This is a genomic window from Paenibacillus sp. FSL F4-0125, from assembly GCF_038008565.1.
Lineage (GTDB): Bacteria > Bacillota > Bacilli > Paenibacillales > Paenibacillaceae > Paenibacillus_AQ.
Genome location: NZ_JBBOZJ010000001.1, coordinates 4,163,097 through 4,178,289, shown reverse-complemented (window position 1 = coordinate 4,178,289; position 15,193 = coordinate 4,163,097). Strand labels below are relative to the sequence as shown.

Annotated in this window: 16 protein-coding genes; 15 read left to right on the top strand and 1 reads right to left on the bottom strand. The window is 42.2% G+C overall.

The features are described 5' to 3' along the window. Window positions 1–5 precede the first annotated feature (5 nt). From NST74_RS18590 to NST74_RS18520, 15 genes are all read left to right on the top strand, one after another. Window positions 6–878 (top strand): carbohydrate ABC transporter permease, encoded by an 873-nt coding sequence (locus NST74_RS18590; RefSeq protein ID WP_042129067.1) that lies wholly within the window; start codon window positions 6–8, stop codon window positions 876–878. Window positions 879–1,086: 208 nt separating this feature from the next. Continuing rightward, window positions 1,087–2,439 carry a sodium-dependent transporter gene (locus tag NST74_RS18585; protein ID WP_341113743.1) on the top strand — a complete coding sequence of 451 codons (1,353 nt, stop codon included), beginning with the start codon at window positions 1,087–1,089 and terminating at the stop codon, window positions 2,437–2,439. Window positions 2,440–2,684: 245 nt separating this feature from the next. Further along, entirely contained in the window at window positions 2,685–3,356 is a 672-nt protein-coding gene (locus NST74_RS18580; protein WP_341113740.1) for a GntR family transcriptional regulator, read from the top strand. A gap of 20 nt (window positions 3,357–3,376) precedes the next feature. After that, entirely contained in the window at window positions 3,377–4,537 is a 1,161-nt protein-coding gene (locus NST74_RS18575) for an amidohydrolase (protein ID WP_341113739.1), read from the top strand. A 46-nt stretch (window positions 4,538–4,583) separates the two neighbouring features. Beyond that, window positions 4,584–5,627: a methionine ABC transporter ATP-binding protein gene (locus tag NST74_RS18570; RefSeq protein WP_341113738.1), complete on the top strand. Its 1,044-nt coding sequence runs from the start codon at window positions 4,584–4,586 to the stop codon at window positions 5,625–5,627. Then, entirely contained in the window at window positions 5,602–6,261 is a 660-nt protein-coding gene (locus NST74_RS18565; protein WP_042129057.1) for a methionine ABC transporter permease, read from the top strand. Before NST74_RS18570 ends, NST74_RS18565 begins: the two co-directional genes overlap by 26 nt. Window positions 6,262–6,292: 31 nt before the next feature. Then, the gene (locus tag NST74_RS18560) at window positions 6,293–7,312 is read left to right on the top strand and encodes a uroporphyrinogen decarboxylase family protein (protein ID WP_341113737.1); all 1,020 of its coding nucleotides are present in this window, start codon (window positions 6,293–6,295) and stop codon (window positions 7,310–7,312) included. Between the two features lie 11 nt (window positions 7,313–7,323). Then, window positions 7,324–8,151 (top strand): MetQ/NlpA family ABC transporter substrate-binding protein, encoded by an 828-nt coding sequence (locus NST74_RS18555; protein ID WP_042129053.1) that lies wholly within the window; start codon window positions 7,324–7,326, stop codon window positions 8,149–8,151. After that, window positions 8,136–8,975 (top strand): pyrroline-5-carboxylate reductase, encoded by an 840-nt coding sequence (proC, locus tag NST74_RS18550; protein ID WP_339287215.1) that lies wholly within the window; start codon window positions 8,136–8,138, stop codon window positions 8,973–8,975. Before NST74_RS18555 ends, proC begins: the two co-directional genes overlap by 16 nt. A gap of 2 nt (window positions 8,976–8,977) precedes the next feature. Then, complete coding sequence (locus NST74_RS18545) at window positions 8,978–9,742, top strand: VOC family protein (RefSeq protein ID WP_341113736.1); 765 nt, start codon at window positions 8,978–8,980, stop codon at window positions 9,740–9,742. Between the two features lie 288 nt (window positions 9,743–10,030). Continuing rightward, entirely contained in the window at window positions 10,031–11,215 is a 1,185-nt protein-coding gene (locus NST74_RS18540) for an NAD(P)/FAD-dependent oxidoreductase (RefSeq protein WP_341113733.1), read from the top strand. Between the two features lie 42 nt (window positions 11,216–11,257). Then, on the top strand, window positions 11,258–12,121 hold the full coding sequence (sigJ, locus tag NST74_RS18535) for an RNA polymerase sigma factor SigJ (protein WP_341113732.1): 864 nt from the start codon (window positions 11,258–11,260) through the stop codon (window positions 12,119–12,121). A gap of 133 nt (window positions 12,122–12,254) precedes the next feature. Beyond that, entirely contained in the window at window positions 12,255–13,217 is a 963-nt protein-coding gene (locus NST74_RS18530; RefSeq protein WP_341113730.1) for a helix-turn-helix transcriptional regulator, read from the top strand. Window positions 13,218–13,327: 110 nt separating this feature from the next. Then, the gene (locus NST74_RS18525) at window positions 13,328–13,954 is read left to right on the top strand and encodes a type 1 glutamine amidotransferase family protein (RefSeq protein WP_341113729.1); all 627 of its coding nucleotides are present in this window, start codon (window positions 13,328–13,330) and stop codon (window positions 13,952–13,954) included. Window positions 13,955–14,270: 316 nt separating this feature from the next. Then, window positions 14,271–14,369 carry a sporulation protein YjcZ gene (locus NST74_RS18520; RefSeq protein ID WP_139328621.1) on the top strand — a complete coding sequence of 33 codons (99 nt, stop codon included), beginning with the start codon at window positions 14,271–14,273 and terminating at the stop codon, window positions 14,367–14,369. Window positions 14,370–14,452: 83 nt separating this feature from the next. Here NST74_RS18520 and NST74_RS18515 read toward each other — a convergent pair whose 3' ends face one another. Next, window positions 14,453–15,172: a class I SAM-dependent methyltransferase gene (locus NST74_RS18515; protein ID WP_341113728.1), complete on the bottom strand. Its 720-nt coding sequence runs from the start codon at window positions 15,170–15,172 to the stop codon at window positions 14,453–14,455. Between the last annotated feature and the right edge of the window lie 21 nt (window positions 15,173–15,193).

The window sequence follows — 15,193 nt, the reverse complement described above, 5'->3', positions numbered from 1 at the left end:
AACTGATGTACCATAAAACAATTCCATATCGAATATTCAGTATAATCAATAATGTGTGTTTGACAATCCTTTCCGTGCTCTGCCTGCTACCTTTGTACCACTTACTCATGGTATCTCTTAGTGCATCCGCACCTGCTAATGCTGGATTAGTCACATTCTGGCCGATTGGCTTTACCTTTGAAGCCTATGCAAAGACGTTTAATAATGTCAATTTCCTTAACTCCTTGTGGGTGTCTGTGGAACGGACAGTACTCGGAACAGGACTAGCGCTGGTGGTAAATACGGTTGCAGCTTATGCGCTGTCTAAGGAAACAAGAGTCTTTCGTGCAAGAAACGTCTATCTTTGGTATTTTGTTGTCACCATGCTGTTCAGCGGTGGTCTGATACCGGGTTATATTCTAATTCTGAAGCTTGGTCTTATGAATTCATTGATGGCGCTTATTCTTCCTGGATTAGTGGCTGTATTTAACATCATTTTGCTTCTGAATTTCTTCCGCACCGTACCTAAAGATCTTGAGGAAGCAGCTTTTATTGATGGGGCAGGACACTTTCAGACCTTTGTGAAAATATATTTACCGGTCTCCTTACCTGTTATTGCAACCGTCTCTCTATTCCTTATGGTAGGACACTGGAACGCTTATTTTGACGGTATTATTTATATCAGAGATGCAGACAAGCTTCCGCTAGCGACGTTTATGCAGACGATTATCGTTCAGGCAGATATGTCTAAGCTTGATCCGGCCGCCGTTGCTAATTTATCACAACGAACCATCCGGGCCTCGCAGATTTTCATAAGTGCTTTGCCAATTCTATTGGTTTATCCTTTCCTGCAACGTTTCTTTGTAACTGGGATTGTGGTAGGGGCTGTAAAAGAATAATTTTTTTTAGTTAAAGAATTTGAAGAAGGAGCTACGGTTCTAGTCCAAGACTAGGGCATGTAGCTCCTTTTTTTGCGATGAGTTTTATGTCTAATTTGGATAATTATTGAAAATGATATAAATATTCAGAAAATTTTCATATGACGATCATGCTAACATAGGCTATAATGAGGTCTAAAAAAAGAAAAAAAGAAAACGGGGCATAAGAATGAATCAATTTAAAGGTGAAAAAAACCTTCTCTCGGAGAAGAAGGAGCGATTTTCTTCCGCCGGCTTTATTTTCGCAGCTATCGGAAGCTCAGTAGGGCTGGGGAATATGTGGAAGTTCCCCTATATTACTGGGGAAAATGGAGGAGCGGCTTTTTTCCTTCTCTTCATTGTATGTCTAGTGTTGATCGGTTTACCGGTATTGCTGGCAGAGCTGGCCATCGGTCGCAGCGGACGTGGAAGCGCGGCTACTGCATTTGTACGTGCCGGAGGCGGGAAGAGCTGGATGGCGGTCGGATTTCTGCAAGTCCTTGCACCATTTTTAATTCTATCCTTTTATATCATTGTTGCAGGATGGACGCTGAACTACGCAATGATCGCGTTTAATGGACAACTGTTTAGTTCTAGTAATTATGCAGGTGAATTCAGCTCCTTTATCTCTGGACCTATGCCGATTGTTTGGCAGGGGATTGCAATCCTTATAACGGCGGGTGTAGTTATTCTTGGAGTATCAGGCGGGATTGAGAAATTTAATAAAGTATTAATCCCTGGTCTGGTCGTTCTTCTTTTTGTATTGATGATTCGCGCAGTAACCTTACCGGGTGCAGAAGAAGGGGTATCCTTTTTCCTAAAACCGGACTTCTCGGTATTAACGGCGGAATCTGCGCTAGTCGCATTGGGACATGCTTTCTTTTCATTGTCGCTAGGGATGGGGATACTCCTGACCTACGGCTCTTATGTGGATAAAAAACAATCGCTAGGAACTGCTGCGCTCGCAGTCGGGGCGGGAGATTTGTTATATGCGTTTATCGCAGGATTAATCATTTTTCCGACGACTTTCTCATTTGGCATTGCTCCCGATCAAGGACCTTCGCTAATTTTCATTGCTTTGCCGGCAGCTTTCTCAGCTATGCCGTTTGGTGCATTCTTTGGCGGTCTGTTCTTTATTTTGCTGGCGATTGCGGCTTTAACCTCTGCCGTTTCCCTGCTTGAGGTACCTGTATCTTTCGCGATGGAGCGCTGGAATTGGAGCCGGAAACGTTCAGTTTGGATTTTGTCGCTAGTATGTTTCCTACTCAGTGTTCCTTCGGCGATGTCTCTGGGAATGTTCCCTGAGCTATCGTTTGGCGGCAAAGCGCTATTCGATTGGGTGGATTTTGTAACCTCTAACATTATGTTGCCACTAGGCGGTTTGCTGGTTACCATCTTTGCCGGTTATTTCTGGAAAGGGGCAGCAGAAGCGGCTGGGCTTAAGGCAGGTTGGTTCCGCGTTTGGTTGTTTATGCTCCGGTATGTTGCGCCGATTCTGGTATTTTTGGTATTGCTTCATACCTCAGGGCTTATTAAATTTTAATTTAATTCAATGTCTAAAAAATCATCAAAAAAAGCTCTACGACCCTTGTGGTTGTAGAGCTTTTTTTTGATATTGAAGATAAATACATTATTCCTCTAAATCCTACTTGACTAGGTGGATTAATTGGAATATAGTATAAAAAAGATTGAACAAATCCATTCAAAACTAATAATTGTATACAATTATACAAATATATTGTTGAGGCTCTCTTGCCCGACAGATTATCGATGAGGAGCTACATAGATATGGCGATACGAACACGAAGGCTGTCAAAGGATAATACCTACGATGCATTAAAACAAAAAATTATTGATAGTGAACTAGAGCCGGATCAACCTGTACATGAAGAAAATTTGGCGGCGTTATTAGGAGTTAGTCGTACGCCACTAAGAGAGGCCATACAGAGATTGGAGAACGAGGATTTTCTAATTCGTCAGCCAAATGGAAGACTGCGGGTAGCTTCTGTGACGCTCAAAGAGGTTGAAGAAATATTTCATATTCGCAGCATGCTGGAGGGTTATATTGCAAGAAGTGCAGCTAAGCATGCTACAGAGAAAGATATTGTTAATTTAACGACAATGATTACCAAAATGAAACATTCCTTTCAGCTTGGCGACAATCAGAATTTCGTTACCTATGGATTTGAGTTCCATGATTATTTATCGGAAATCAGTGAGCTTAGAACGTTCGAAAAAGTTCTGAATCAATTAAGAGATCATTCCCTTCGGTATTGTCGATTCGTCTCCATGCATGGAGATTGGAATACACAGGCAGATGAAGAACATGATCTGATCTTGCAAATGATCGCTGACCACGATGAAGATGGCGCTGAAAAAGCAATGCGAGATCATATTTTAAGCAGTCTAGCTACTGCACTTGACCGGATTAAAGGTATTGAAGAAAAGTTGGAAGCGTAAAGAAAGGGGAGCACTTTACTATGAATTTACTTAATGAGGTTGATCAAGCTTTAGCAAATCAATTAATAGATGTTCGAAGAAAGCTACACAGAGAGCCTGAATTAGCTTATGAAGAATTTAAGACCACAGAGAAATTACGAGAATGGCTGACTAACGCCAATATTCATATTTTAGACCTTCCATTACAAACCGGACTTATTGCAGAGATCGGGCAAGGTAACGGACCTGTTGTAGCCATTCGCTGTGATATTGATGCACTTCCGATAGAGGAACAGACAGGCTTGCCTTTTGCCTCTGAGATCCCCGGAAAAATGCATGCTTGTGGGCACGATTTTCACACTGCAACTATTCTAGGAGCTGCCTTATTGTTAAAGGCACGTGAAAGTGAATTGCCTGGCAAGGTTAGAGTATTGTTCCAACCAGCAGAAGAAACAGGGCATGGGGCGGAAAGTGTCTTAGCATCAGGAGGACTCAAGGGTGTAGATGCAATATTTGGTCTACATAATTCACCAGACCTGCCAACTGGAGCATTTGGAACTAGAACGGGAGCTTTAACAGCAGGTGTTGATCGGTTTGAAATCACGGTAAAAGGTGTCGGCGCTCATGCGGCTACTCCGGAAAAAGGTGTGGATTCCATTGTCACTGCGGCTCAGATCATTACGTCGCTACAAACCATTGTTAGCCGCCAAAATAGCACCACTGAACCAGTTGTGTTAAGTGTCACCAGAATTAATGGGGGCTTCACATGGAATGTATTGCCGGAAAAAGTGGAATTAGAAGGTACGGTGCGAACTTATAATGAAGAAATTCGTGGCCAAATTCCAATCCAAATGACTCGAATTATTGAAGGGATTGCTGCAGCTGCTGGGGCAGAAGCACAGCTACATTGGTATCCTGGTCCGCCAGCAACGATAAACCATGGGAAATGGGCTGACTTTACCAAAGAGATCGCCTCACATGTCGGATACGAAGTACATGATATTCCTCCACAGATGGGTGGAGAAGATTTCTCCTTCTATTTACAACAGATCCCGGGTGCTTTTGTAAATATAGGTTCAGGTCCAGCGTATGCTTTACATCACCCTCGTTTCGATGTGGATGAGGCTGCGATCTTACCTGCTGCGAAGTACTTCGCTATATTGGCAGAACAAGCACTAGTGAAGCTACAAGTCAAAGCTTAATTAATCTTCTTGACCTAAATCCTAAAGATGATTGAGAGGAATGTATATGATTGAACTAAAGCAGGTCTCCAAAACGTTCACACGGAAAGGGATCACGATTGATGCCCTTAAAGGGATCGATTTAAAGGTCGATAAAGGTGATATTTTTGGGGTTATTGGCTATAGTGGTGCAGGAAAAAGTACATTAATTCGTTTAGTCAATTATTTGGAAAGACCGACAGAAGGACAAGTATTTGTTTCCGGGCGTGATTTAGGAACCTATAACGATAAAGAGCTGCGTGCAGCTAAGAAGAATATCGGTATGATTTTTCAACATTTCAATCTATTAGAATCTAAAAAAGTATTTGATAATGTAGCGATTCCTCTGGTTCTTCTAAAAAAGAATAAGAATGAAATCCGTCAGCGTGTACAAGAGTTGCTAGAGTTTGTTGGATTAAGTGACAAAGCGGGAAGTTATCCCAGTGAATTGTCAGGTGGGCAGAAGCAGCGTGTAGGGATTGCTAGAGCACTTGCCTCGAATCCATCTATCCTTTTATGTGATGAAGCGACTTCTGCCTTAGATCCACAGACAACCCATTCTATTTTACAGCTATTAAAAAAAATCAATGCAGAGTACAACATTACTGTGATGATCATTACACATGAAATGTCTGTCATTCAAGAGATTTGTAATAAGGTAGCGGTCATGGAAGAAGGCCGGATTATAGAGCAAGGTAGCGTACTAGATGTATTCGGTAGCCCCAAGCATAAGACCACTCAAAATTTTGTAAAGACAGTTATTCAGAACAGCATTACACCGAGCGTGCAAAAAAACATAAAAACGGCGCCTGGCAGTGTGCTTCATAAGCTTAATTTTGTTGGTGAAAGTGCTTCTGAGCCTATCCTGTTCGAAATGATTCGTTCCTTTGATGTGATGGTCAATATTTTATTTGCGAATACGACGGAGATTCAGGAAACGACACTGGGCACAGTAATTATTCAATGCAGTGGAGATACAGCTGAAATTAACAATGCGTTATCTTTCTTAAAACGTCATGGAGTCGGTGTAGAGGAGGTAGAATCTAATGTTTTCGACCACATTAACAGGTGATCAATTTTTGCAGGCGATTATTGAAACGATTCAGATGGTTGGCGTCTCCTTATTTGTTGGCTCTTTGATTGGGATTCCTTTTGGGATATTGCTTGTAATCACGCGTCCTGGTGGTGTTTTGGAGAACAAAGCGCTTTACGCCATACTTAATCCGATTATTAACATCATACGTTCTCTGCCATTTATTATTTTACTCGTGGCAATCGTACCTTTCACACGATTGATTGTTCATACTTCGATTGGGACAAGCGCAGCGATCGTACCATTAATTATCTATATTGCTCCTTACATTGGACGTTTGGTAGAGAACTCCTTGCTTGAAGTGAACCCGGGAATTCTTGAAGCCGCCGAAGCGATGGGGGCTACGCCATTTCAAGTAATATGGTACTTTTTATTGCCAGAGGCGGTTGGATCCTTAATTCTGTCTTTGACAACGGCAACGATCGGGTTGATCGGTGCAACTGCAATGGCTGGTACGGTTGGAGGCGGCGGTGTCGGAGACTTGGCGATTGTATATGGATACCAACGTTTTGATACGGTTGTCGTGGTAGCTACCGTGATCATTCTCATTATTTTAGTGCAAGGCATTCAATCCTTAGGTAACACGCTAGCGAGAAAAATTCGCCGTTATTAGTCATTACATATTCCGGGAGGGAGTTTGGCAGATGAGTGAATGGAGTAAGCAAGATCGATTTAAAGCAATATTATTCGGTGAAAAGGCAGATCGTCCAATTGTAAGTGGGTGGCGTCATTTTATCGACAAAGAACAAACAGCAGATGACCTAGCACAAACTACGATTTCTTTCACGAAGCAATATGATTGGGACTGGGTCAAGATTAATCCTAGAGCGACTTATTTGGCGGAAGCTTGGGGCAATCAATATGATTTTACGGACTATCAGACTGTATTTCCTAGGCAGCAAACGACTGCGATTCCATCAGCGGCTAATCTATGGGATATTGAAGTCAAAAAGGCTGTGCATACTGCTTCCTTGGCAGAACACTTAGACGGGGTTAGAAAAATTCGTCAAGGACTACCTGATACCCCACTAATCCAAACGGTATTCTCTCCATTGACTGTATTGCTATTTATTGTAGGGCGTTCTGCTTATGTTACAAAAACAGTGTTTGGCATTGAGCATCCGGTAACTTTGGAGTCGTTATTTAAGGAGCATCGTGCGGCAGCACACCATTCGTTACATGCAATTTCATTAACCTTAGCCGATTATGTACAAGAGCTGCAGCATGTGGGTTCTGACGGTTTATTCTACGCTGTGACAGGCACCGCTCATCCAGGATTATTTAATGAAGCCATGTTTGATGAGTTCTCCAGACCCTATGATTCTATAGTCTTAGAAGCTGCAAGCTATGGCAAAAACATTCTCCATACTTGTGGAGCCTATGCACAGCCTGAGAAATTTAATGATTATCGAATTGATGGGATCAGCTGGGATACTGTAGCCGAGGGGAACCCAGGTATAGAGGCGGATCTCAAAGCTACTAAAGTAGGTGGCGTCGATCATGGGTTGTTCGCTGTAAACGATATCGCACAAATTAAGCAGCAGGCTAAAGAAGCATTGACATTAATGAAAGACCAGCCTTTTATTCTTTCTCCAAATTGCGCTATCCCGCTTAATGTGACGGATGAGGCGTTAGCACAACTAAAACAATCTATATTTGAATAGGAGATGAAGTTATGAAAAAGTTGATAGTAGTGTTGATGATTGGGGTTCTAGCGGTGTTGACGGCTTGCGGGAATAGTCAATCCGATAATTCCGGAGATAAGAAGAAGCTTACCATTGGATTTGGTGTGGGAACTTATGAGGAGCAATTCCGCCAATCGATTCTACCCATCCTAGAGAAACAAGGCTATACCGTTGAAATTAAGTCCTTTTCACAAAATATGCAGGTCAATCCAGCGATGAAGGAAGGCTCTATTGACGCAAGTATCTTCCAAAGCACAGCATATATGGAGGCAATCAACAAAGAAATCAAAGCAGACATGGTAGGAATCGCTTATGCGCCTGGTGCACCACAAGGTCTTTATTCCGTAAATCATACAACACTTGACGATGTTAAAGATGGTACAACCGTAGCTGTTCCGAATGATCCGGTTAACCAAGAGCGTGCACTGCGTATCCTTGAAGAATTGGGTTGGATCAAGATTAAAGATGGCGCGGGCGTAGCTGATTTTAACATCAACAGTATGGAGCCGGATAAATATAACATTGATATTAAAATATTGGATCCTGCTCAAATCCTTGTTTCACTGCAAGATGTTGATTACGGCGTTGTAAACGGGAATTATATTGCTAATTCGGACAGAAAGATTACGGATGCCTTAAAAATAGAAAATACACCTATGGAACACAGAATTATCGTATCGGTTAATAAAAAGGATGAAAATACGCAGTGGGCCAAGGACTTGAAAGCCGCTTATGAATCGAAAGAGTTTGAAGAATACATCCGTGGAATAGAGAAATATGATGGCTTCATTCTGCCTGAAGCATGGGACAACAATTAATGAGGGATGTGAATGTTGTGACACAAGAGAAGATTCATTTTATTGGTGGAGGACAGATGGCGGAAGCGATTATTCGTGCATCTATATCCAATAATACCCTGTCTGTAGATCAAATTAGTGTATCAGACATTAATGAGACCCGTCTTCAGTTTTTGAATACCAAATACGGAGTAGATACGAAAAGCTCGCAAGAGCAAAGCCTTGCTACAGCAGATCTGATTGTGGTTGCGGTGCGGCCGCAGGATGATTTGACTACACTTGGACAAATTGTACAGAAATTTGCTACATCCACTGCCGCAATCGTATCGATTGTGGCGGGTGTGACGAATGAACAATTAGCCGGGTATTTTGGAGCTGATCGTTCCATAATCCGAGTTATTCCCAATACTTTGACGGATACAGGCTACGGATATAGCGGTGTTGCGTTAAATGCTCACGCTACGCGTGATCAAGTGGAGCATTTCTTACTCGGATTTGGTAAGGTGCAATATCTGGATGAGGCATTGATGGATATTTTCACTGGATTTGGTGTGGCTGGCCCCAACTATATTTATTATTTCATTGAATCTTTTGTAGATGCAGGTGTACTTGCCGGACTGCCGCGTGAACAAGCCTGGAAGGTAGCGCTGGAGAACGTTATGGGATCGGTTGCTATGCTGCAGCAGACAGGACTGCATCCAAGACAACTGCTTGATATTAATAATTCACCAGGCGGTGTCGGAATGCATGGCTTGTTCGAATTAAATAACAGTGATTTCGCAGCAGGTCTGCAAAGAAGTGTTCTGGCAGCTGTGAAGCGTACTACTGAGCTGGGAGTGAAGTAATCATGGCAACGGTGAAATGGGATCATTTAGTACACTACGTCAATGATCTGGCCAAACCGGTTGAAATTTTTGGAGATCATGGATTGGTTGCTTTTAAGGGAGGCTCTCATAAAGATTGGGGCACATATAATTCATTAAGTTATTTCGGGCTGACCTATCTCGAATTTCTGGGTATTGAGAATCTTGAGCTAGCAAAGGCGACGGAACATAATCTAGTGGTGCAAGACGCGGTAAAACTTCTACCTGAGCATGAAGTCTTAAGCAGAGTAGTCATCCGGACAGATGATATTGAAGAAGTAGCGGCTTCCCTGAAAGCAGCGGGTTTATCATTATCTCCAATTATCGATGGGAAGCGTCTAGATAACGAGGGAAGATTAATCGAGTGGCGCATGATGACTATCGGTGGTGACTTTCAAGGCCTAGTCTATCCGTTCATCATTCAATGGAGCGGAACAGATGCAGAGAGGTTAGAAAGATTAACATCGTCGGCAGTCATCCAGCCTCATCCTGCTGGTCATGTCGAAATCGTGCGCGCTGTATTCCATGTCTCTGACCCTGCAGCTACTGCTAACCATTGGGGAACGTTATTCGGATTGCCTGTAACAGAGTCAGACGACAGTACTTTTATCCTTACGATTGAAGATAAGTCTTTTGCTTTCGTACATGGGGACGAGAACCAGTTCAAACAGGTGATTTTTGAAACGGATTCGTTAGCGCTGAAAGGGAAGACGATTCAGATCGGTGACGGGGAGTATGTTTTTGTATAAGGCATTAGTTTCTTTATAATTTAAGATCAAAAGACTTGCTCGAAGTCATCGATACTTCGAGCAAGTCTTTTTGCTATCCATAGACTTATACTGAATAGCTATGTTTGTGTAGTATAAACATGTTTGCCCACATCATTCAACAAGTACTTTAGCTTGATTGGTAGTTTGCTAAATAGGATATGATAACTTTTTCAAGTACAGATAATCGGCAGTCATCGAAATATCGTTGTTGTCACAAAACGACTCCTTATCTCGTTTTATATGCAGACCGAATAAGGAGTGGTTGCAATGAAAGAATTGACATGCATCGTTATTGGCGGAGGATATGCAGGTATTAATGCAGTTAAAGCGATTCAGAAAACATTTAAGGGGCAAGCAAGTAAACGAACACTCCGACTTATTTTAATAGATAAGAACCCTTATCACTTTCGCAAAGTATTGCTTTTTAAGCCTGCGGTCGGAGATGAAGAGATTACTATCCCTCTGACTAGGTTATTTCCAGAGGGGGTTGAATTCGTTCAGGCTACAGTAACGAAAATCGAATCAGAGGAAAGAAGGCTACTCTGTCAGGATGCTGTAGGAAATAAGAATTCGATAAAATATGACTTCCTCGTTCTGGCGGTGGGCAGCGTCGTGCGGCAACCCGACCCTGATCAAGGAGGTATGGCATTAGCGAGTTTAGACGCTGCGTGGAAGATCCGAGAGGCATGGCGCGCGAATATAAAGAAAGCTGTAAAGGAAAAAAGCTCGAAAGAACGTCAGAGATTAATGACCATTGCCGTTGTTGGAGCGGGCATAAGCGGCATCGAGACATCTGCCGAACTAGCTTATTTTTTTCGTGATGATGCGGTATCGTTGGGACTTGACCCGAATGCTGTAAGGATAAATTTATTTAACGCGAATAAGAGACTTTTCCCAGAAGGCCCGGCAAAAGTAGGGCTTAAACTGGAACGTTCACTTGACGCTATCGGAGTAACTACCTTACATGGAAGTAGGGTGTTACAGGAGAAAGAGGGAGTGCTAACCTTATCTAACGGTGAGACGATGTCCGCTGGCCTATGTGTCTGGACGCTGGGGCTGTTACCCAACCCAATGCTGCAAAGCATCGGGTTACCGATCACTCCGGAAGGATACGTGATCGTAGATGCAAGTTATCGAGTTCAAGGGGCCCAGGGTGTATACAGTATCGGCGACTGCGCGCGAATCGTAGACTCTGCTAGCGGCCGGGTGGACGGGAAGACGTGTAAGGAAGCGACCGCCCAAGCAGCAAGGCTTGGAAAGATTTTATCGGCGGATATTGCAGGGCGTCCGGCACCCATGCATAAGGAATTTATTTACTTTTTTTGTTTTGCCTTAGGTCCGGAGCAGGGAATAGTATGGACACATCAATGGGGGTTAGATATTATTTTTACAGGAAAGCTGGGTTGGCGAATAAGGAAATTCACATGGGATTCAGCAAGTCTGTTAAAATAATGTAAACAGAAGAGGGTTAGTGGAAAAGGGTGGAATTTTAAGATGCAAGAGTTATATGAGCATTATAAAGGGCTGCTTTTTACGCTTGCCTACCAACTGACTGGATCGGTCTCCGATGCGGAGGACGCTGTGCAGGACGTATTCCTGAAGTTGTATGATGTAGAGCTGGATCGACTGGTTGAACCTAAAGCATATTTGTGCAAAATGGTAACTAATCGCTGTCGGGATTTATTCAATTCGGCGAGTAAGCGGCGGGAACAGTATTTCGGGCAATGGCTTCCTGAGCCCCTTCTTACTCCGAATGATGAATCGTTTGAATCGGTTGTTCAAGGCGAGCTGCTGTCTTATGCTATGCTCGTATTGCTTGAAAGGCTGTCCCTTACGGAACGGGCAGTGTTCGTGCTTCGTGAGGCGCTCGGCTTTGAATATGCTAATATTGCTGAGCTCGTTGGCAAAAGCGAAGCGAATTGCCGCAAGCTGATCAGCCGTGCGAGAGGAAAAATGGGGATTACCCCCGATGAACCAGTCAATCCCGAAGCTGCAAGCGAAGAGTGGGTCCGTCGACTCTTAGCGGCTCTCGAACAGGGTGACGTGGATAGGGTTGTATCCATGCTTGCCAAAGATGTCGTGTTGGTCTCAGATGGAGGGGGTAAAGCCTCCGCCGCCGTCTATCCTATTGAATCGCGCGATCTCGTCGCCCGTTTCCTTCTCGGCTTAACTCGTAAGGCTCCTCATTACGAAGGAGGCATGCATGTAGAAATGAGGGATATAAATGGCCAAACAGGACTCGTTGTCCGTTCAGAAGATGGCATCGTAACTGTTGCGCTAATGCATGTCGAGAGAAATTCGATTCGCAACTTATACTTTGTTAGGAACCCAGATAAGCTGAGGCATTTATTGAAATGAAAAGAGAATTTGAAAAAATCGCCGTTAGAACCGTTATGGAGATGTGGGGGAGTGAGCCTATATAGGCTACGCTATTTGTCCTTCACTCCGGTAACACTAACGGAGTTGATTAGTAATAACAAGGAGTTATGTTATGCCAAAAAATGATAATATGCTAACAATTCTATGGATGTTGAATTCGGGAGAGAAATTGACTGCAAAGCAAATATCGGAAAAGTTAGAGATAAATATAAGAACAGTTTATCGGTATATTGATGCACTATGTGTCAGTGGCGTCCCTATTATATCCGACACAGGGCACAATGGCGGGTATAGCTTGCTGCACAATTTTATCAAATCTCCTCTGCTATTTAGTATTGATGAAAAAAAGACACTGCTTCAAGCTGCCCAATTTGCAAAAGAAGCCGGATATCCTTTGAGTGAGGCATTAGAGAATGCAACATCCAAGTTGAAAATGTATTCAAATCAGGAGCAGGAAAGTATACTAAGCCATCATTTAGCCGGATTTGAAGTAATAAACCGCAGGGGATACCCCGCTGTTCAGCCGGTATTGCAGGAATTAGAGCACGCTGTTGCAAATGAATGGTCTGTAGAAATTTCTTATCGTAACAGTCATGAAGAGCAGTCCCCAAATAGGGTAATAGACCCCTATGGCGTGGTTAATTGGAACAATAAGTGGTACACAATTGCATTTTGCCACCTGCGGAATGAGATCCGCAGCTTTCGGGTAGAACGAATTCTGAACATCACACGAACGCCATTCTCATTTAGGCGTCCCAATGATTTTTCAGCGCGTACTTTTTTTATGGAAAATCTGTTACCAGATGTAGTAGGTAAATCCGAATTAATTTCTTTAATTATTGGTGGCAGGGCAGAGGCGTTGGATGATTTATGCATACATTGGTTTATGGAGCATCATTTGCAGGAGCGGACATCAACGCAAGCATTTTTTTTACTTGAGGAAGAATCACTGTATACATATGTTCCGTATATAATTCTTCCCTATGGGAAATCCATTCAAGTTATAGAGCCACAGAATCTAAAGAATAAACTTGTGGCGGTTACTTCAGAGTTAATGGAATATTATCAAGTTTAACAACTTCACTGACAGCAGATGTCAGTGAAGTTGTTTTATTATAATGATAACCACTCATTAAAGATGAATGGCTGCTGTTACCTAATAAACTTTATGAGGAGCACTTAGAAATGAATAATACAGTATATCTTTATGTGTTTGATACCATGTCCGATTGGGAAATAGGTTATTTAGCCGCCGAGCTGAACTCTGGAAGACACTTCAGACAGGGGCTGGCTCCAGCAAAAATAGTCACCGTTGGGATAGAAAAGACTCCAGTAACTACAATGGGCGGATTGAAAATAATACCTGACATTACAGTGGATGAGTGCAGCATTAAAAGCGTAGATGCACTGATTTTACCTGGTGGAAATACATGGACAGAAGCTATTCACGTGCCCATATTAAAAATTGCCGAGATGTGTTTAAAGGAAGGGATAGTAGTTGGAGCAATTTGCGGTGCTACTTTAGGACTTGCTCAAGCAGGATTGTTAGATTCACGTTGGCACACAAGCAATGATTTGGCCTACCTTAAAATGATTTGCCATTCTTACACGGGTGAAGAATATTACAAAGTGGAATCTGCTGTCACTGATGGGAAATTGATCACTGCATCCGGAGTTGCTTCATTAGAATTTTCTGTTCATGTTTTAAAAGCTCTAGCTGTATTCTCTCCAAAAACATTAGACGCTTGGTATCGTCTTAATAAAACTCATGAACCTAAATATTTCTACGAGTTAATGAATTCAATCCAATGACAGTATAGGGAGGATATAACAAAAGTCCATCATATCTTATCGGATGGGTCTTTACTGGGGTGACTGTTGCAATTCCGCCGTTTATTCTACCTCACTAAGAATCTTTTCAATTCTTTCGATTCGGGTTCGAATTTGCGACAATTCCTCATCATCTATTTGAGAAACTTTGGCACTTAATGTTGGGACCAATTTCGTAATTATTTCCGGCGTGAGTAGGATATTAAAATCCGTCAGCTCATGTTAATTAGGTGATAGTCCATACTTTTAGAATAGTGGTGCATATTATGTTTTAGGAAGTAAAAGGGAGGGATAATCAATGAGCTGTGGAGTTGGAGGCAGATTCACTTCTACTGGAGAAATTTTGGTTCTTTATATCTTATTGGTAATTATATTATCTGCTTGTTTCTTTGTATAATAGCAGGCTATCAGAAAGAACAATAGCCACTGTTCCAAGGCTATTGTTCTTTCTTTGCAAATGTTGATGGACATGACAATCCTTTATTTCGTTCCAATAACGAGAATAAATCCGATGTATTCATGATAACGGTCCATTATACTGTTGTATTTACTGATCACTTCCCAAATCGTGTGGTCAAGAAAGGAATCAGCATCCATTTGTTGATAATGGTCTGGATGCTCTGTAAGATCCTCACTTGATTTAGGAAACAAGAAGGGACCATCGATCTGGGAATGATTGAATCCTGTTGCATTTACTAATGCTGACCAATCACTAATATTCCATAGCTTTTCAATATGATAAAAAGTAGTGATCTCTTGATTGATTTCTGTGGGTATAGGTTTATATTGGACCATTTCTCTGTCAAAAAGCTTGCCTCCAGTCCGTAAAACCCTATAATATTCCGAAAATGCTGTATCCGTATCAGTGAAAATAGATACAGACTCAACAAGAATCACATCAAATGACTCGTTAGGAAAAGGAAGCGAACTTGCGTCACCTACTAAGAATTGAATTGAAGCATTTTCTTTTTCAGCCCGTATTTTTGCTTTTGAGATCATATCCGGTTGAATATCTACACCTGTTACATCATGACCCTGTGCTGCTAAATAACAAGATGTTCTGCCAGTGCCACAACCAACTTCAAGGATTCGGGAAGCAGGTAGTAGAGGATATTGTTCAAATTGCTTTAAAGTTGCAGTAAACCCTCCAGGATGAGCATTTCCAACACCTAATTTAGCAAGCATATTCAAATATTCCATGAGTTTAAATTCCTTTCACTG

Coding starts and splice junctions, on each gene's coding strand:
- NST74_RS18560 (WP_341113737.1), top strand. CDS start 6,293: ATGAGTGAATGGAGTAAGCAAGATCGATTTAAAGCAATATTATTCGGT.
- proC (WP_339287215.1), top strand. CDS start 8,136: ATGGGACAACAATTAATGAGGGATGTGAATGTTGTGACACAAGAGAAG.
- NST74_RS18565 (WP_042129057.1), top strand. CDS start 5,602: ATGTTTTCGACCACATTAACAGGTGATCAATTTTTGCAGGCGATTATT.
- NST74_RS18530 (WP_341113730.1), top strand. CDS start 12,255: ATGCCAAAAAATGATAATATGCTAACAATTCTATGGATGTTGAATTCG.
- NST74_RS18590 (WP_042129067.1), top strand. CDS start 6: ATGTACCATAAAACAATTCCATATCGAATATTCAGTATAATCAATAAT.
- NST74_RS18520 (WP_139328621.1), top strand. CDS start 14,271: ATGAGCTGTGGAGTTGGAGGCAGATTCACTTCTACTGGAGAAATTTTG.
- NST74_RS18515 (WP_341113728.1), bottom strand. CDS start 15,172: ATGGAATATTTGAATATGCTTGCTAAATTAGGTGTTGGAAATGCTCAT.
- NST74_RS18555 (WP_042129053.1), top strand. CDS start 7,324: ATGAAAAAGTTGATAGTAGTGTTGATGATTGGGGTTCTAGCGGTGTTG.
- NST74_RS18575 (WP_341113739.1), top strand. CDS start 3,377: ATGAATTTACTTAATGAGGTTGATCAAGCTTTAGCAAATCAATTAATA.
- NST74_RS18540 (WP_341113733.1), top strand. CDS start 10,031: ATGAAAGAATTGACATGCATCGTTATTGGCGGAGGATATGCAGGTATT.
- NST74_RS18580 (WP_341113740.1), top strand. CDS start 2,685: ATGGCGATACGAACACGAAGGCTGTCAAAGGATAATACCTACGATGCA.
- NST74_RS18570 (WP_341113738.1), top strand. CDS start 4,584: ATGATTGAACTAAAGCAGGTCTCCAAAACGTTCACACGGAAAGGGATC.
- NST74_RS18545 (WP_341113736.1), top strand. CDS start 8,978: ATGGCAACGGTGAAATGGGATCATTTAGTACACTACGTCAATGATCTG.
- sigJ (WP_341113732.1), top strand. CDS start 11,258: ATGCAAGAGTTATATGAGCATTATAAAGGGCTGCTTTTTACGCTTGCC.
- NST74_RS18585 (WP_341113743.1), top strand. CDS start 1,087: ATGAATCAATTTAAAGGTGAAAAAAACCTTCTCTCGGAGAAGAAGGAG.
- NST74_RS18525 (WP_341113729.1), top strand. CDS start 13,328: ATGAATAATACAGTATATCTTTATGTGTTTGATACCATGTCCGATTGG.